This window comes from Psychrobacter sp. UBA6291, assembly GCF_002439405.1.
GTDB classification, from domain to species: domain Bacteria; phylum Pseudomonadota; class Gammaproteobacteria; order Pseudomonadales; family Moraxellaceae; genus Psychrobacter; species Psychrobacter faecalis.
In genome coordinates this window covers 61,350-76,902 of the sequence record NZ_DJUD01000073.1, presented here as the reverse complement: position 1 = coordinate 76,902, position 15,553 = coordinate 61,350, and the positions used below count along the sequence as shown (strand labels likewise).

The window sequence follows — 15,553 nt, the reverse complement described above, 5'->3', positions numbered from 1 at the left end:
AATGTGCAAATTAATCCCTTTAGTATAACATCAATTGTCTGCACAAATAGAACTGCACAGTGATTTAGCGCGCAAGTTGTCAGCGTAGAAGTCATTAAAAAGCAAATAAATAACTATTGTTTTAAAGCAATGATTCTAATAAGGTATTTTTGAAAGTACCTATTAATACTTAATAATATTGGTGCCGATAGCGTGCAGGTAATTGTAAGTAAAGATTACAACATAGCCTTATTTATTTGGCAGGCTTTGAGGCATAATAAGCCGTTATTATGTTTGGGCTTACTCTTCTAAATATAGAGAAATGGCAAGTTAAGAGCGATTTTATGAATCACAATTATTTTTATAGATGAATACTGTTTTTTATAACCAAATAACATGTTTATAAAAGCGCGCTATGGTACGGTAGCGCTATTATTAGACTTATTTTTCGCAATAATTTCGCCTAATTTATAAAGTAAATATCTCGCAAAGCTTACAACGTAAAATTTATAACGCAACACACTCGCTAAGGGATATAAATAATGGACGCGGTCTGTGATTTTTATCCACCTATTTATAAACGTTACAGCAGCGCCAAATTGGCTGTCTGCTGCCCGCTCTTGGTTTATACGCTATGATCGAAAACTGGACAAAAGAATTTATTATTCAGCGCTTATTGGCTATTACTTTGCTGGTGGTGCTGATTGTATTGTGTTTTCAAGTCGTACAGTTTTTTATTGTACCGGCACTGTGGGCCGCGATTTTGGCGTACGTCACCTTTCCTATTTATAATTTTTTTCATCAGCGCGTTCGCTTTAGCTCAAACTTTAGCGCCGCCATTATGACGGTCAGCATCACATTGATGATAGGTCTGCCGCTCGTTGCTGGTATCTTTATCTTGCAGCAAGAAGCTTTAAGCCTGATTAGCAACTTAATTTATCGCATCAAGGTTGGCTATTTGGATGTGCCAGACTCTATCAAGGACTTACCCGTCATCGGACAGCAAGTTAAAGATGTGTTGTGGAGAATTAATAAAAACCCAGAAGGCACGCTAGAGGCTTTTCGTCTGTGGGTGCAGTCGCATCTATATTATGGCAAAGTCGCGTTCGATGTCGTTTTCAGTGGTCTTGCCAAAATGGGGATGGCGCTGATGACGCTGTTTTTCTTTTATCGCGATGGCACCAGTTTGGTACGTCAAATCCGCCAAGCCTTACGCAATATCATTGGCAATCGCATCGATGGTTATATTGACTCGGTCGGTACGACCACGCGCGCGGTAGTCTATGGCATTGGTTTGACCGCATTGGCTCAGGCTTTGCTCGCTGGTATTGGTTATTATTTTGCTGGTGCACCAAGCCCTATTTTACTGACCATTGTCACTTTTATTATCGCTTTAATCCCCTTTGGTACGCCATTTGTTTGGGGCGGGGTGTCTATTTGGTTATTAAGCCAAGGTCATACCGTAGAAGGGATTGGTTTGGCGCTTTGGGGTATACTGGTTATCAGCTGGGTTGATAATCTTATCCGTCCTATTGTGATCAGCGGCGCGACCAAAATTCCTTTTATTATTATTTTTATCGGAGTATTGGGCGGTCTGACGGCGTTTGGTTTTGTCGGTTTGTTTATCGGTCCTGTAGTATTGGCAATCGGCCTTGCGGTATGGCGTGAGTGGATATCGCAACATAAGAATGATTTATTTGCACAGCACGAAGATATGCTTGCTGACGCCCAGCTGCAACCAAAAGCTACGGCACAAAATAAAGACGAAAATATTGTTTCTACGGATTAGGGAATGTGCTTAATTTAAACAGCAATTTAAAAACTATTAAAACCAACCTATAAAAAATATACCTTGCTAATCCAGCAATTATTGATAATAAACCTTTAGAAGTAGGGGTATTTGAAAATGCCACATGCGAGCGCTGCAAATAATGAAAATATGCGTCCTCTAACTATCATTGCTGATAGCAATATCGCCAGCCTTGATGAGTTTTTTAATGCGTCGACGCTTGGGCAACATAATAAACGACCGGTAAATATTATTAGCGTTGCTGGGCGCGCTATCAATGTCCAGTTGCTCGCAGAGTATCAGCCTGACGTACTGTTGATACGCTCGGTTACGCCAGTTGGCGAGCCGCTATTGGCAAACAATAATACCGTTCAATTTGTTGGTTCGGCGACGATTGGTACTGACCATGTCGATCAAACCTATTTGGCAGCGCGCAATATCACCTTTGCCAATGCCGCAGGCTGCAGTAAGCATTCGGTTGCGCAGTACGTATTGACCGCTATCTTAAATTTACGTCCACAATATTGGCAGAAATCGACGCCGCCCGTGACCTTGGGCATTATCGGACTGGGTAATATTGGTAGTACTCTTGTGGAGTACGCTCATGATTTAGGCTGGCAAGTATTGGGTTACGATCCGCTACTGCCTGCATCGACCATTAATAACGCCAGCTTTGAGCAAGTATTGAGCCAAAGTCATGTGATTAGCTTGCACGTGCCGTTGACCGATAAAAAACATGCCACTAATCCTACTGGTAGCGACTATCCAACTCGTCATTTAATTGATAAAGAAGCATTAGCTGCGATGCCAGCAGATACTTTGTTGATTAATAGCGCGCGTGGACCAGTGATTAATGCCGGTGATTTGCAGGCAGATATCGCCCGTACCGATCGCCAAGTGGTACTCGATGTATTTGAACATGAGCCTGAGATAACGGAAAGCCTATTATCCAAACTTGCGATTGCCACAGCACATATTGCTGGCTATACCTTGGAGGGTAAGCTACGCGGTACACAAATGATTTATGATGCGCTGTGTGAAAAATTAACAGTGGCTCCTGTGCAAACCATGCATAAATTGCTGCCACTCAATATGTTTTTATGGTCTGAGCTAAAGGCGCATCCAGATAGATTGGTGAAGTTTTATGACATCATGGCAGATGATGCGGCACTGCGAGATAAATTAACAGATGGACAAATACATGGTGCAGATTTTGATCAATTGCGCCGAGATTATCATTTACGCCGCGAATGGCAGTTTTAAAAGACAACCAGCTTTAAAGATTAAAACTCCATTTCAAAGCCTATTTTAATTATTTGATTTTTTATTCGAAAACTACAGTAGAGAGTAATGACCCAAGCAAATAACCTTTCCTCTAAACCCAGTTATGCGCCAACGATGACATTAGCGATGGCACAAAGGCGTGCGCAATTTATCAATGCTATTCGGCAGTTTTTTGCCAGTCGCCACGTGCTTGAAGTGCAGACGCCGTTGCTCTCACAAGCGGGTAATACCGATACCTTTTTACAGTCGGTCGCCGCGCAGGTTACGTATCAAGACAAACCTTGTACCTATTATCTGCATACGTCGCCTGAGTTTGCCATGAAGCGCCTACTTGCCAGCTGGCAGATCCCCATTTACCAGATTTGTCCGGTATTTCGTGATAACGAGATAGGCGTGCGCCACAATATTGAATTTACTATGCTTGAGTGGTATCAGCCGAACTATAGCCTAGAGGATATGGGCGCTGAATTGGGCGAGCTATTGGAGGCGCTTTACGGTTATCCGATGGTGCTAAGTCATTATCGTTACGTCGATGCTTTTATGGATTTTGTGGGTATCCATCCGTTAACGGCGAGTCTTGCCGCGCTACAAGCGGTGGCAGAAGACAAAGGTTTAACAGGGTTTGATTTTAATAGTGCAGAAAATGGTGCCACCAATAGTGAAGAAGATATTCGTCAAAGCTGGTTAGATTTACTATTTAGTCATGCCGTCGAGCCAAATTTGGGTCATGATTTGCCGACGTTGATTATAGAATATCCCCCTGCGACGGCAGCATTGGCAAAGACAGCTATCGATAAAGATGGTAATACAGTCGCCAAGCGCTTTGAGCTGTATATTAACGGTATTGAGATTGCTAATGCTTATGATGAGCTGGCAGATGGGCAGGCATTAAGAGCGCGCTTTGAGCGCGACAATCAATTGCGCAAGCATCATAACTTGCCACAAATGCCAATTGATGAGCATTTATTAGCAGCGTCTGATGACTTAATACCTTGCAGCGGTATCGCAGTCGGTATTGATAGATTACTAATGGTTATAACAGGGGCTAGCAGCTTAGAGGACGTCATTCCATTTCCAAGTGGCCTAGCTTAGTTGTTCTTTAATATCATTTAACGTAACCGTTAATTTTTAAATAATCCATAACAAAAGCGCATAAACCAGGGCTTACGCGCTTTTTTATTTCTGTGTTTTTAATAATGCTTCAAAGCTACATATTATTTATTATAGCTTTTATTTGCTAAAGTTTAGCCAGCGCTGCATCGATGGCGGTCTCACCATTATGCATACTAAAGACTTTTTTGATCGTATTATCAGCATTGAGTACAGCTGCCAACGTCGTAGCCACATCTGCAATTGAGTTTTCACCCGCATTGTCATCATTGATAGTGATTTTACCCATTGCTGCACGCTCTTTTAACGCACCTGCTTGCACGATAGTATAATCAAGGTTGCTATTATTAACCAACCACTGATCAGCGTAATGCTTACAGATATAGTATTCTTTTAAGTCAGCAATACCGGGATTGTCCCATTTGCTGGTATCTAATGAAAACACCGTACTAAGCATGATATAGCGTTTGATACCTTTATCTTCTGTTGCCTGCATGGTTTTAACTGCGCCATGTAAATCAACTTCTAAGACATCTTTACCACCTGAACCGGCGACAAAATAGACCGCCTCGATATCTTGCTCAATTTGGCTCTGAATCGCGTCTTTTTCGGCAGTGATATCTAAATCTAATTGACTATAATTGTCGTCATCAAACAGTTTTTCTTCTTGACGGGTGGTGCCAATCACTTGATGGTTATCTGCTAATAGCTGCTTAACCAAATCTGTACCCACTCTACCGCTAGCGCCAATTACTAATATTTTCATTATCATTCCTATTATTATATGAGTTTTATATGCATTATCTTTATTTAAAGACTTATAGTTTAAAACTGGATATTCAAGAACCCTTTATTCAAAAACTATTTTTTTAAAATAATTTGTTTTAAAAGCTGCATATAGCCTAGCAATAATGACGAGCACACTTCGTTATGAAGCGTGCTGATTGCATAGTGTTTGGTTATGGAGTGTATAGGGTTTGCAAGACTGGACTTTGTGACGGTTGATATTTATAGAGATAAGAAATTTTTTCAGAAGTTTTAAAAGGTAGGATTTTCAAATTGATAAGTAAAAGAAATGACCGCACCAATTAACGTACCAAGCGATTAAGACCATCGGCAAAGGCTTTTTTGTCGCGGTCGCCGTAAGGTTTCTGCCCGCTCATTTCTTGCAATTCAAGCACGCCTGTACCGCGCATGGTGTCCATAAAATCGCGCATATTAAGCTTCTGCTTGATATTGTTTTTATCATAAACCACACCGCGCGTGGTCAAAACCATACCGCCTTTATCCAAAATATCATTGGCCAAAGGAATATCGCTGGTAATGGCCAAATCACCTGGCTGGATTTGCTCGACGATATAATCATCGGCTTTATCAAACCCTGACGGCACCACGGTCATGACAAGCAGCGGTGATTTGCGCAATTTAATCGGCTGATTGGCGACAAATATCGCCATGGTTTGGGTACGTTCAGCCGTTTTGATGATTAAGTCTTTGGCAATCAGTGGCACCGAATCGGCATCTACCCAAATCTGCATTATTTCTCAGCCTTATCGGTCTTTAATAATGCCTCTGCTAAGGCATCTTTTTGACTACCTTTCACGTCACTTTTAGTATTTTCTAAAGTACGCTCAGTTTCGGCATTGGTAGATTGCTCTGGTACAGATACAAGTGCTTGCTTATCGCTCATGGTTGGCGCCAGTTTTTTATCAAGCCCCACTTTATTTGGCAAGACGGCAACCAGTTTGGCTAGAGCAGGTTCTAAATCCGCCACGTCATTTGGCATCAAGGTAATATGCGCGATTTTGCGGTCTTCGCGCTCAGCCTTGTGGTAGCTATGATAATGGGCGCCATCGATATTGAGCACCGCGCGGATATCAGGATACTGACCCAACACGTTAAGCATAATCGCTGGATGAACGTTGTCGGTATCGCCCAAGGGCAGATTGACCACCGCGCGGATATGATTTTCAAATTGACTGGTAATCGCGCCTTCGATACTCCAATGGCCAGAGTTATGAACTCGCGGGGCAATCTCATTGGCCAGCAGATAATCGTTACCGCGCGCATCTTTACTCACAAATAGCTCAAGCGCCATCACACCGACATAACCCAAGTGATTCATCACCGTGCTAATAGCTTCGGTTGCTTGCTGAAATAAATGGCTGGTACCAACGGCAGGGGCGCGAGTTTTGGCTAAGATACCATGATGATGGTGATTTTCGACCAAATCATAGCAGCGCACCTGACCATTTTGCGCGCGTACAGCAATGATAGATACTTCACGGCTAAAGTTAATAAAGCCCTCTGCAATTAATGGCGCAGGCGTTGGGGTTAATGAACCTTTACCGCTAACCGCGTCTTTTAGCTCATGCCAAGCAGTTTTAATATCGCTGTCCTCTTTGATAACGAATTGACCTTTACCATCATAACCACCGCGGCTGGTCTTGAGCACAATAGGCAATCCTAGCTCGTCGCAAGCTTGCTTTAATTCGGCTTCAGAATTGACCGCCATAAATGGCACGGTGGCGATATCAAGCTCATTAAACATGCCTTTTTCTTTTAAGCGATCTTGAGCGATATCAAGGGCAAGCGGTGGCGGGAACATACCTTGTTTGCTGCCTGATTTTGATAGATTTGCCAACTGTTCGACAGTCGCCGTTGGTGTGTTTTCAAACTCTAAAGTAAAGACGTCAGCTGCGGCAATAAATTCATCTAATTGCTCGCTAGAAAAAACTTTGCCGTATAGGCTGGCAGGGCAGTTGGCATTATCTTCTAAAAACACGCACTGATAACCGAGCGGCAGGGCAGCTTGGGCGAGCATCATACCAAGCTGACCGCCGCCTAAAATACCGATGGTACGGATGGTTTGGGTAACAGGATAAGCATTGGCGGTAGTCATGGTAGGCTCTTTACATTTAAAATGAATAAGGGTTTTTAGTAAATGATTGGCTAAAAGTTAAGGTTAGAAATAGGAAAAGGTGCACCGTATGCACCTTATCTTTAGTAAAACTCATTTGGCTATAAATATCAAGTTTAGCGCATGGTAAGTATAAAATATTGCTAGCAAGAGTATTGATAATAGCAGTTTTGCTAAAATTTTATATAAATCTGACCAACTTTAATTGTGTTACTGATTAATAATACCAGGCGTTGGACTTGCAAGAATGGTCTCTGTTTGCGCTTGACGCATGTTATCAAGCTTAGTGGCAAGCGATTCATCATGCAAGGCAAGCACCTGAATGGCAAGGAGGGCCGCGTTATAGGCACCAGCAGTACCAATGGCTAAGGTGCCAACAGCCACGCCCTTTGGCATTTGTACGATAGAGAGTAGGCTATCCCAACCGCTAAGCATCGATGATTTAACAGGGACACCAAACACAGGCAGCGGCGTTTGACTGGCACACATACCGGGCAGATGTGCCGCGCCGCCCGCTCCAGCGATAATCACCTGTAAGCCATTACCTTTAGCGCTTTTGGCATAGTCAAACAATCTATCTGGCGTACGATGGGCTGACACCACTTCACATTCAAAGGCAATATCAAAGTCAGCAAGCAACTGCGCCGCTGCACTCATGGTCGCCCAATCCGACTGCGAGCCCATGATAATGCCAACTTTTGGTTGACCAGCAGGGGAGGTAATGGGACCGTTTTGCTCAATAGCAGCGTTTTGTGTAGTAGGGTTCACAGTAGCGGAGGTGGTGCTCATGCTTTGATATCCTCAAAAAGACCATCATACAAAAGTTTTGCTGCCTTCGTAAAGCCAAGTTTGCCGTTTAATGTCAAAGCTGACCAAATAGCAGTTTTTTATGTCGCAGTTTTATCGATTTATAATGGGCCTTCATCATGGCGATATTGCACAAAGTTACTGGCCTTCAATGGTAATGGCTGCTCAGTATCAAGCTGATAACAGGTCATATAACCGCTATCTATGGCTGCTGAATAATCGGTGCAAACCACTTGATTACTTAATGGTTCAGGATTGCCAGTAAGCCAATAATGCCCAACAAACACGGGTTTGTGTGTTTTAAGGGCAAATTCAATGTTCTCTGCCATCGCATCGTTTGGAATCTGCGCCAAGCCCGATTTGGGCGCACGGGCGATTTCATGTATAGGTCGCTTATTTAGCTCATCAAGCCACCAACGTACGCGTACTTGTGAGCGCTCCGCTCCATCTTTATCGACCATAACCAAGCCTTCAGGCAACGCAGTTTCCACACCTTTTAACACACGCTCAAGCGCGTCGTAGGCAGGGCTATGTTTTTGTGAGGTGGCAATGACCGCTTCAGGGGTTAGGCAATTATCAGTAGTTAATAAAGGTTTTAATACCGCCATGCTATCGACATCCCAGCAAGCGTGGACAAAACAGGCATAATCGGTCTCAAGCCAAAGCGGTATCTCATAAAAGCGCTGCAACCAGTATTGATGCGCTTCTGAGCCAAAGGGCACTTCGGCTAAAAACGCTTCATGTTGGCGTACGTGTACATCGCTATGCGAACGTAAATAGCGCTCGGGCTGCTTTGGGTCAAGCATCGCAAAAGCCAAGGCGTTGTATTCATGATTGCCCATCACCGCATCCGCCACGCCTGCATCTAGCATCGCAAAAACAATTTCAAGGGTAGCAACCTGCTGCGAACCACGGTCAATCAGGTCACCAATAAATAGCGCCCGATGACCTACTGGCGGTACAAAATGGCTGCCATTATGCACATAGCCCAACTGTTTTAGCAGCCCAATCAACTTGTCTGCATAACCGTGAATATCACCAATAATATCTATAATCATAATTCTTTATCAAATTCTTAAACATGTTGTTAAATACAAATTAGGGCAAAACATCAAACGTTATCAATTAGCAAATTTAAAACTAAAGATTCTAAAACTAACCGCTCTAAAGGCCAGCCGACAATAGCGCATTTAAAAAGTGTGGCAAGACGCGAGGTTCTAAAATAATGGTCGCAATCACCCCAAACGCGCCGCCCCACATATGCGCCATATGATTGATATTCGAGCCGCCGCGTTTATCGGCATAAATACTATAAGCAACGTAAGCGACGGCAAACACTATCGCTGGAATAGGAATAATGGCAAATAAGTAAATCTTTTCCCACGGTGCCAGCAAAATAAATGCAAATAGCACCGCTGAAACCCCACCTGAAGCACCAAGGCTTAGATAGCTGGCGCTTTTTTTATTTTTAAGATAGCTTGGCACCATGGCGATTACGATAGCCAACACATAAAAAACCACAAAACCATAACCGAATAAAAATGGCTGATACAAGCCTTCGATAGCACGGCCAAAAAAGTATAGGGTAAACATATTAAACAGCAAATGCATCGCATCGGCGTGAATAAAGCCGTGGGTCACAAAGCGATCCCATTGACCGTTATTCACCGCTGGCGGATAAAAAATCAGCCGATTAAATAGGGTTTTGTTTTGCCACGCCAATAAACTGACAATAACCGTAATAATGATAATAAGCGTCGTGTGGTTGAACAAAGGAGAGTCCTTAGGCCGAGCCTGATAGGGGGCAGTGTTATAGAGCGTAGTGCTTAAAGACCAAATAAGTTGGATAAAAAATAACTAAATATGGATGCTGAAAATAGCTAAGGCTTACACCAACAGTAATAACAGTGATGCTAAGGCAAAAAACCAATAGACGACAAAATTATGCTTTAATAATCGTTTATATTGAATAATATTACAGCGTAACAGGCAACTAAGTAATGCTTCGTATACTGACCGTAACGTTTAACGACAGAATAAATATTTACCAAAAATAAATCATTAATCGGTGATATTTAACCAGTTTTATGCTTGTTGAAATTTTAAAAAAGATTAAAAATAATAGGCAATTTATATGCCAATATTAGCTTGTTAAGTATCAACTAAGTGTTGACCAAGTGCTGACCTATTAAGCGCGCATTTTTATGGGCGTGCTACAGTCTACAGCGTATAAAACCGAAGTCAAAAAAGAATCGCTGTCTCATATCTTAAATCAACGCCGATAAAGGCTGGAACTTATGAATATCATCGACCAATTAGAGCAGATAGTAACCCCAGCCGTCTTAGGTAGCCAGATTAATAATGAACAGGTTATTGATGGGCATCGTATTGATAACGGCAGCGTGTCTTATGTCAGCTTATTGGAGCAGTTTTATGCCATTTTGGCGGCGCGTTTGGCATTGCCGCAAATTTACTCGCAGTTATTGCGTGATGATGAGCCAATTGCCAATGAAAATATAGTAGAGACGCCATTATTTGAGCAATTATGGCAAGCCCCAAGCGCGCGTCAAACCATTATCGAAGAGCTGGCAGTGACCCATCATATTGATAAGCTGACTACCACAAAGCTTATTATGAATGCTGCGCCACTGGCTTACCGTGAACTTAAGGTCATGGCTAACGGGCAGTTTTTACCAGCATTTTTACAAAATGAGCAACCTTCACTGCGCCATTACCTGCCGATATGGGCAGCACCGCTCATTACCGTCGCACAAGATAACCCTGATGAATTGTTTGATTATCAAAACGCCATAGTCAATGCTGCGACAGAAACTGTTTTATTAAATAAAGATGTTACTGAAGCAAGCGTGGTAAGCCCTTCTGCGAACTTGATAAAACAACCAAACGTGGCAACAGAACTTGCTAGTGAAAGCTTCGATAACAGCCTAACTGCGAGCGCTATTCATGCCAACCCTGCTGAGCATCACTTAGCAGAAAACAGTAGTTTAAAGCGTGAAAAAGTACGAACCCGCAACCAACGTAATGACTTATTAATACGGGTGTTTTTATTATTGGCCGCCATCGCAGCGATTGCACTGGTATGGGCATTTTTAATTAAGCCTAATGACGTCCCGCCCGTAGAGCCAGTGGCTACTGCGCCTGCTGTGGTAGCGCCTGTCGCTGAGCCACCCGCGCAGGTGTTGACGCCCGTTACGCTTATCGTTGGTGTGGATAATAACGGCAGTCTTTATACCTGTAGCGCCTCTGTCGGTGATGCCGCGCTACAAAACACCCTCCAACAAGCGCTTAATAGCAGTTTTGGCGAGCAGGCAGGGATGTGTCAGTTTACGGTACAAGAAGGCGTGGCTAACAATATTGCCAATATGCCTATCCAAGCACTGCCTAATATCCTGACATTATTAAGAGCGACGCCGTTTGCCCGTCTACAGTTGCAAAATGACCGTATGACAATAGAAGCGCCAGATGGTATGCAGCTACAAAGATTGACCACTGATATCCGTACTTTGGCACCAGCAATAATGGTAGATAGTACCGCGCCGCTACCATTACCTAATAATGCAGAAAGCGGCATAGGCACTGATAATATGGCGATGAACAGTGCAAGCAATCAGTTTGTCCAAGATGGAAGCAGCATAAATGACCAGTACGCTGGCACTAATAATATGAATAATAGTAATGCAAATAACAATAACGACTATCAAGCTTCTGATGACGTCACCGGTGATAGCGTGACGCCTGCACCGGCACGCAATAATAATTTTAATAATTCGCCTAGAGCTAACGAGCCTAGAAACAATGAACCTAGAAGCAATGACCGTCCCGCATCAACGCGACCACCGGGACCTTTTTCAGAATCAGAAGTAGACGATATGGCCAATAGCGTTATCGTGGCGGAGCCTGCGCAAGCAAGATGATAGTTTAAAACGTCTAACAAGCAATGAGCTAAAGGAGGGTAGGATCAATCATTGACTATCCTCCTTTTTATTTTTGCCTAAACAGATAGACAGTCATTTCCAGATATAATGGATATGTTAGTAATTTGTACTGTAAAGACTTCGCAGTTACGTGTCACAACTGAAACATTACTTAACGTAGCAATTGCACAACAGCCCATCGATTGTGAATACAACCTTAATACTTTTATAATGACAAAAGTTGAATATAGATAGTGCTGATATTTATTAAGCCGCTTTTTAATACCTAATGTTTATTAAATGCTGATATAAATATTAATATTAAAAAATATCGTTATTAAGAAATATCAGTACTATTAACTTTTTATTTTTTTGAGAATGCAGTTCGGTACAAAACAATTATTCAAAATAACAATTATTGAGGAATGACATTATGGATATTATCAGTCACTTAACGCGGACGGTTAGCCCTGCAGTACTAGGCGATGATCGCAATCCCGCTAAACAGAACTTACTTGAACAATTTTATGCTATTTTTGCCGCGCGCTTGGCAGACAATACGACTTATACACGTTTTGCTAATGAAAATATCGCCCGTGATGACCAAGGGTTTTATGACCGCGTATGGACCGATGGCGCTCACCGCGACCAAATTGCCCGTGAGCTTGCCGGTAAACATAACGTTGATGCGACCGCAGCCCGTGGTTTGATTGCGATGGCTGCACCGTTAGCGTATCACGAAATCAAAAGCTTGGCCGGAACCACGCCTGTGCCCCAGTTTTTAAATGACAATCTTGCCAGTTATCAGCACCATATTCCGGTATGGGCAAGCGCCGTTCTGCCTGCAGGTATGATTGCCGCACCAGCTGGTGCTCATGTGTCTGATACGGTCAGCACTGCACCTATTCGCCGTGAAGAAGAAAAAGGCAGCTTTATGAAAGCGCTGCTACCGATTATCGGTTTGATTATCTTAGGTGCCTTGGCGTGGGCGCTACTTAGAGGTTGTCAAGACAATCCTGAGCCAGTCGGTACGCCAGTTGCCACTGAGCAGCAAGCGGCTAATGACGGACAAACAGTGGTTGCAGCCGATATAGAGCCAGCTTCACTGCGTATTGCGACTGGTGAAAATAGTGGACTATATGCCTGCCGTATGAACGTTGGCAACGAGACGCTACAAGGCAACGTGATGGACGCGTTGACAGCGACATTTGGTGATGAAGCCAATAATTGCCGCGCCGATGTCGATGATAACTTCTCGATAGATATGCCAGCTGCCGCTCAGCTTTCTTCTATTTTGCCAATCGTCAAAAATGTGCCAAATGCCAGTATGCTGATTAAAGGCGACACCATTACGGTCAATGCGCCAGACGCAGCAGCATTAGATAAATTGGTTGCTGATTTACAAGCCGCAGCGCCAGCTATGACGGTACAAGCAGAGGGTCCGCTCAATGAGCGAAGCGAGATTGATCGCAGCTTAGCAGCATCGCAAGCGGCGATGCAGAACCTCGGTCAAGACCCAGATCCTCGTGATGTGGCTCGCGCCCTGAGTCTGCAAGTAGTAAACTTTGAAGTAGATAAAGCTGTTATTCCAGAAGCCAACAAGCCATTATTGGACAATGCTGTTAAGATTATGCAGCAAGTGCCAGATATGAAACTGTTAATTATCGGTCATACCGACAAAACCGCCGATGCCGCTTATAATATGCAGTTGTCACAAGAGCGCGCGCAATCGATGAAAGATTATCTGGTCGCCCAAGGTGCGGATCCAACCAAGCTAATGACCAAAGGTATGGGTGAGACCGATCCAATCGCTGATAATGCCACAGAGCAAGGTCGTTTCCGTAACCGCCGTATCGAGTTTGTGGTATATGATGAAACAGCAATGGCCAACGATGGCGTGGCGATTAGTAACGGTGCGCTCGATCCAGACTTAAATCCATTGGACAGTAATAATGATGATTTGATGCCTGACAGTGATGACCGGACAGGGAACAATTTACCGGCACCTAAAAGCTCAATACCAACATCAAATAGTAGACCAATTGATCCAGACTTAAATCCATTAGACCGTAATAATGATGACATTTTACCGGACGCTGATGATGCGAGCCGTGGTACTGCTTTAGACCCAAAAGCCAGTAATTAATAAGCGTACTACTTACTTATAGTTATTCATAGCTAGCATTAATATTAAAGACCGCATCTTATGTTTAAGGTGCGGTTTTTTGTTGCATTAAATAAAACTGGAATAAAGCTGGTTTGGTTACATGAATTATTTATAAGCGGTTGGATCTTTTGACTCAGTAGGCGCTTCTATTTGATTCATAAAAAATGCTTGTAAGATATTTTCCTTTGCTTGGTGCCAATAAGCAAACTGCTGGCACGTTGATTCAAGGTCGCCCTGCCAAACAGGTATTTGCCCACGCATAGTTTTAACACGTTTTTGGTCAGGATAGGGTAGCTCTTGGGCAGCTTTGGCAGCTTCGTGAGCGGCAACGCGGTCATTACAAACCAGAGCAATATCACAGCCTGCTTCAATCGCAGCTTTGACACGGGCGCTGACATCACCTGCCGTTTGCGCACCTGCCATCGATAAATCATCAGAAAATAACACCCCATCAAAATTCAGCTGTTTGCGAATGATGTCTTTGAGCCAAATTTTTGAAAATCCAGCGGGTTTATTATCGACTTGTGAGAAAATCACATGCGCCGGCATTAAAGCATCAAGCCAAGGCAGTGTCTGTGCAAACGGCTGCATGTCGCTATTGATAATCTCATCTAAACTACGTGTATCGATTGCTTCTGCCACATGCGAGTCAGGCGCGACGGCTCCATGACCGGGAAAGTGCTTACCGGTGGTTGCCATACCCGCCGCTTTCATACCGCGCATGAACTGGCTTGCTAAAGCGATAATGGCTTGCGGATTTTGATGAAAACTGCGATCGCCGATCACTTGGCTGATGCCGCCTCTATCGAGCACCGGCGCAAAGCTCAAATCAATGCCGACCGCCAATACTTCTGCTGCCATCAAATAACCACAATCGTAAGCAAGGCTCAAGGCGCGACTAGGGTCTTGGTCAAATAAATCGCCGAGCCTACCCATCGCCGGTAATGGCGTAAAACCTTGACGTAATCTAGCAACGCGGCCGCCTTCTTGATCGACGCCAATCAATAAATCGGCATTATGCTGGCGGATATCGTCACACAAAGCTCGCACTTGCGCCGCATCTGCCACATTGCGGGCAAATAATATCACCCCGCCGACCTGTGCTTGTTTGATTAAACTGACATCTTCGGCAGTCAGTGCGGTACTATCGATATCAATCATTAAAACGCCGTACATTGCGTGATCCTTATCAGGCTAGAGGGTGGTTTTCTCACTTCACTACATTATAAGTCAAATCGAGACAGAGCTTAGAGATGAGAGGGTTTTTTCTTATGAATAATCTTTCTGTTGCGGACGGTTTGTCGCTACTTACATTTACCTTATATTATGCCAGTGATTGCAAGATGCACATAATAGCGGTTTGCTTGGCTTAAATAAGTCAGGTTTAAATGCTAAGCTTAAACAAGATGATTCACGCTTATAACCAAATGCACCAATGGATGCGCTACAAAATAGCCAGACCGTGTGTAAGATTGTTTATACAGATTGAGACAGTGGCGTATTTATAGCTATGCTAGTATTGATTGATTTTTAACAATGAAAATAAGGATCTATCCTAAGAT

12 protein-coding genes are annotated in these 15,553 nt (G+C 43.4%); 5 read left to right on the top strand and 7 right to left on the bottom strand.

The features are described from left to right. Nucleotides 1-613: 613 nt before the first annotated feature. From B3R91_RS12640 to epmA, 3 genes are all read left to right on the top strand, one after another. On the top strand, nt 614-1,768 hold the full coding sequence (locus B3R91_RS12640) for an AI-2E family transporter (RefSeq protein ID WP_286797951.1): 1,155 nt from the start codon (nt 614-616) through the stop codon (nt 1,766-1,768). A gap of 150 nt (nt 1,769-1,918) precedes the next feature. Beyond that, on the top strand, nt 1,919-3,031 hold the full coding sequence (locus B3R91_RS12635) for a 4-phosphoerythronate dehydrogenase (protein WP_286797975.1): 1,113 nt from the start codon (nt 1,919-1,921) through the stop codon (nt 3,029-3,031). Nucleotides 3,032-3,118: 87 nt separating this feature from the next. After that, nucleotides 3,119-4,144: an EF-P lysine aminoacylase EpmA gene (gene epmA / locus B3R91_RS12630; protein ID WP_286797949.1), complete on the top strand. Its 1,026-nt coding sequence runs from the start codon at nt 3,119-3,121 to the stop codon at nt 4,142-4,144. A 145-nt stretch (nt 4,145-4,289) separates the two neighbouring features. Here epmA and B3R91_RS12625 read toward each other — a convergent pair whose 3' ends face one another. The 6 genes from B3R91_RS12625 to B3R91_RS12600 all read right to left on the bottom strand — a co-directional run bounded on the left by B3R91_RS12625 (nt 4,290) and on the right by B3R91_RS12600 (nt 9,662). Beyond that, nucleotides 4,290-4,928, bottom strand: a complete 639-nt coding sequence (locus B3R91_RS12625) for an NAD(P)H-binding protein (RefSeq protein WP_286797947.1) — start codon at nt 4,926-4,928, stop codon at nt 4,290-4,292. 322 nt (nt 4,929-5,250) lie between these two features. After that, nucleotides 5,251-5,700: a YaiI/YqxD family protein gene (locus tag B3R91_RS12620; RefSeq protein WP_144297416.1), complete on the bottom strand. Its 450-nt coding sequence runs from the start codon at nt 5,698-5,700 to the stop codon at nt 5,251-5,253. After that, nucleotides 5,700-7,064 (bottom strand): 5-(carboxyamino)imidazole ribonucleotide synthase, encoded by a 1,365-nt coding sequence (locus B3R91_RS12615; RefSeq protein WP_286797944.1) that lies wholly within the window; start codon nt 7,062-7,064, stop codon nt 5,700-5,702. The genes B3R91_RS12620 and B3R91_RS12615 overlap by 1 nt, the downstream gene beginning before the upstream one ends. A gap of 228 nt (nt 7,065-7,292) precedes the next feature. Next, nucleotides 7,293-7,871, bottom strand: a complete 579-nt coding sequence (gene purE / locus B3R91_RS12610; RefSeq protein WP_191691903.1) for a 5-(carboxyamino)imidazole ribonucleotide mutase — start codon at nt 7,869-7,871, stop codon at nt 7,293-7,295. A 119-nt stretch (nt 7,872-7,990) separates the two neighbouring features. Continuing rightward, nucleotides 7,991-8,947, bottom strand: coding sequence for a metallophosphoesterase (locus tag B3R91_RS12605; protein ID WP_286797942.1), 957 nt, complete (start codon nt 8,945-8,947; stop codon nt 7,991-7,993). A gap of 106 nt (nt 8,948-9,053) precedes the next feature. Further along, on the bottom strand, nt 9,054-9,662 hold the full coding sequence (locus tag B3R91_RS12600) for a rhomboid family intramembrane serine protease (protein WP_286797940.1): 609 nt from the start codon (nt 9,660-9,662) through the stop codon (nt 9,054-9,056). Nucleotides 9,663-10,186: 524 nt separating this feature from the next. On the opposite strand from B3R91_RS12600, the gene B3R91_RS12595 reads away from it, so the two are divergent. Both B3R91_RS12595 and B3R91_RS12590 read left to right on the top strand, forming a co-directional pair. After that, nucleotides 10,187-11,824, top strand: a complete 1,638-nt coding sequence (locus tag B3R91_RS12595; protein ID WP_286797939.1) for a hypothetical protein — start codon at nt 10,187-10,189, stop codon at nt 11,822-11,824. Between the two features lie 433 nt (nt 11,825-12,257). Then, entirely contained in the window at nt 12,258-13,970 is a 1,713-nt protein-coding gene (locus B3R91_RS12590; RefSeq protein ID WP_286797938.1) for an OmpA family protein, read from the top strand. A gap of 126 nt (nt 13,971-14,096) precedes the next feature. On the opposite strand, the gene nagZ is transcribed toward B3R91_RS12590, so the two are convergent. Then, nucleotides 14,097-15,167, bottom strand: coding sequence for a beta-N-acetylhexosaminidase (gene nagZ / locus B3R91_RS12585; RefSeq protein ID WP_286797937.1), 1,071 nt, complete (start codon nt 15,165-15,167; stop codon nt 14,097-14,099). Between the last annotated feature and the right edge of the window lie 386 nt (nt 15,168-15,553).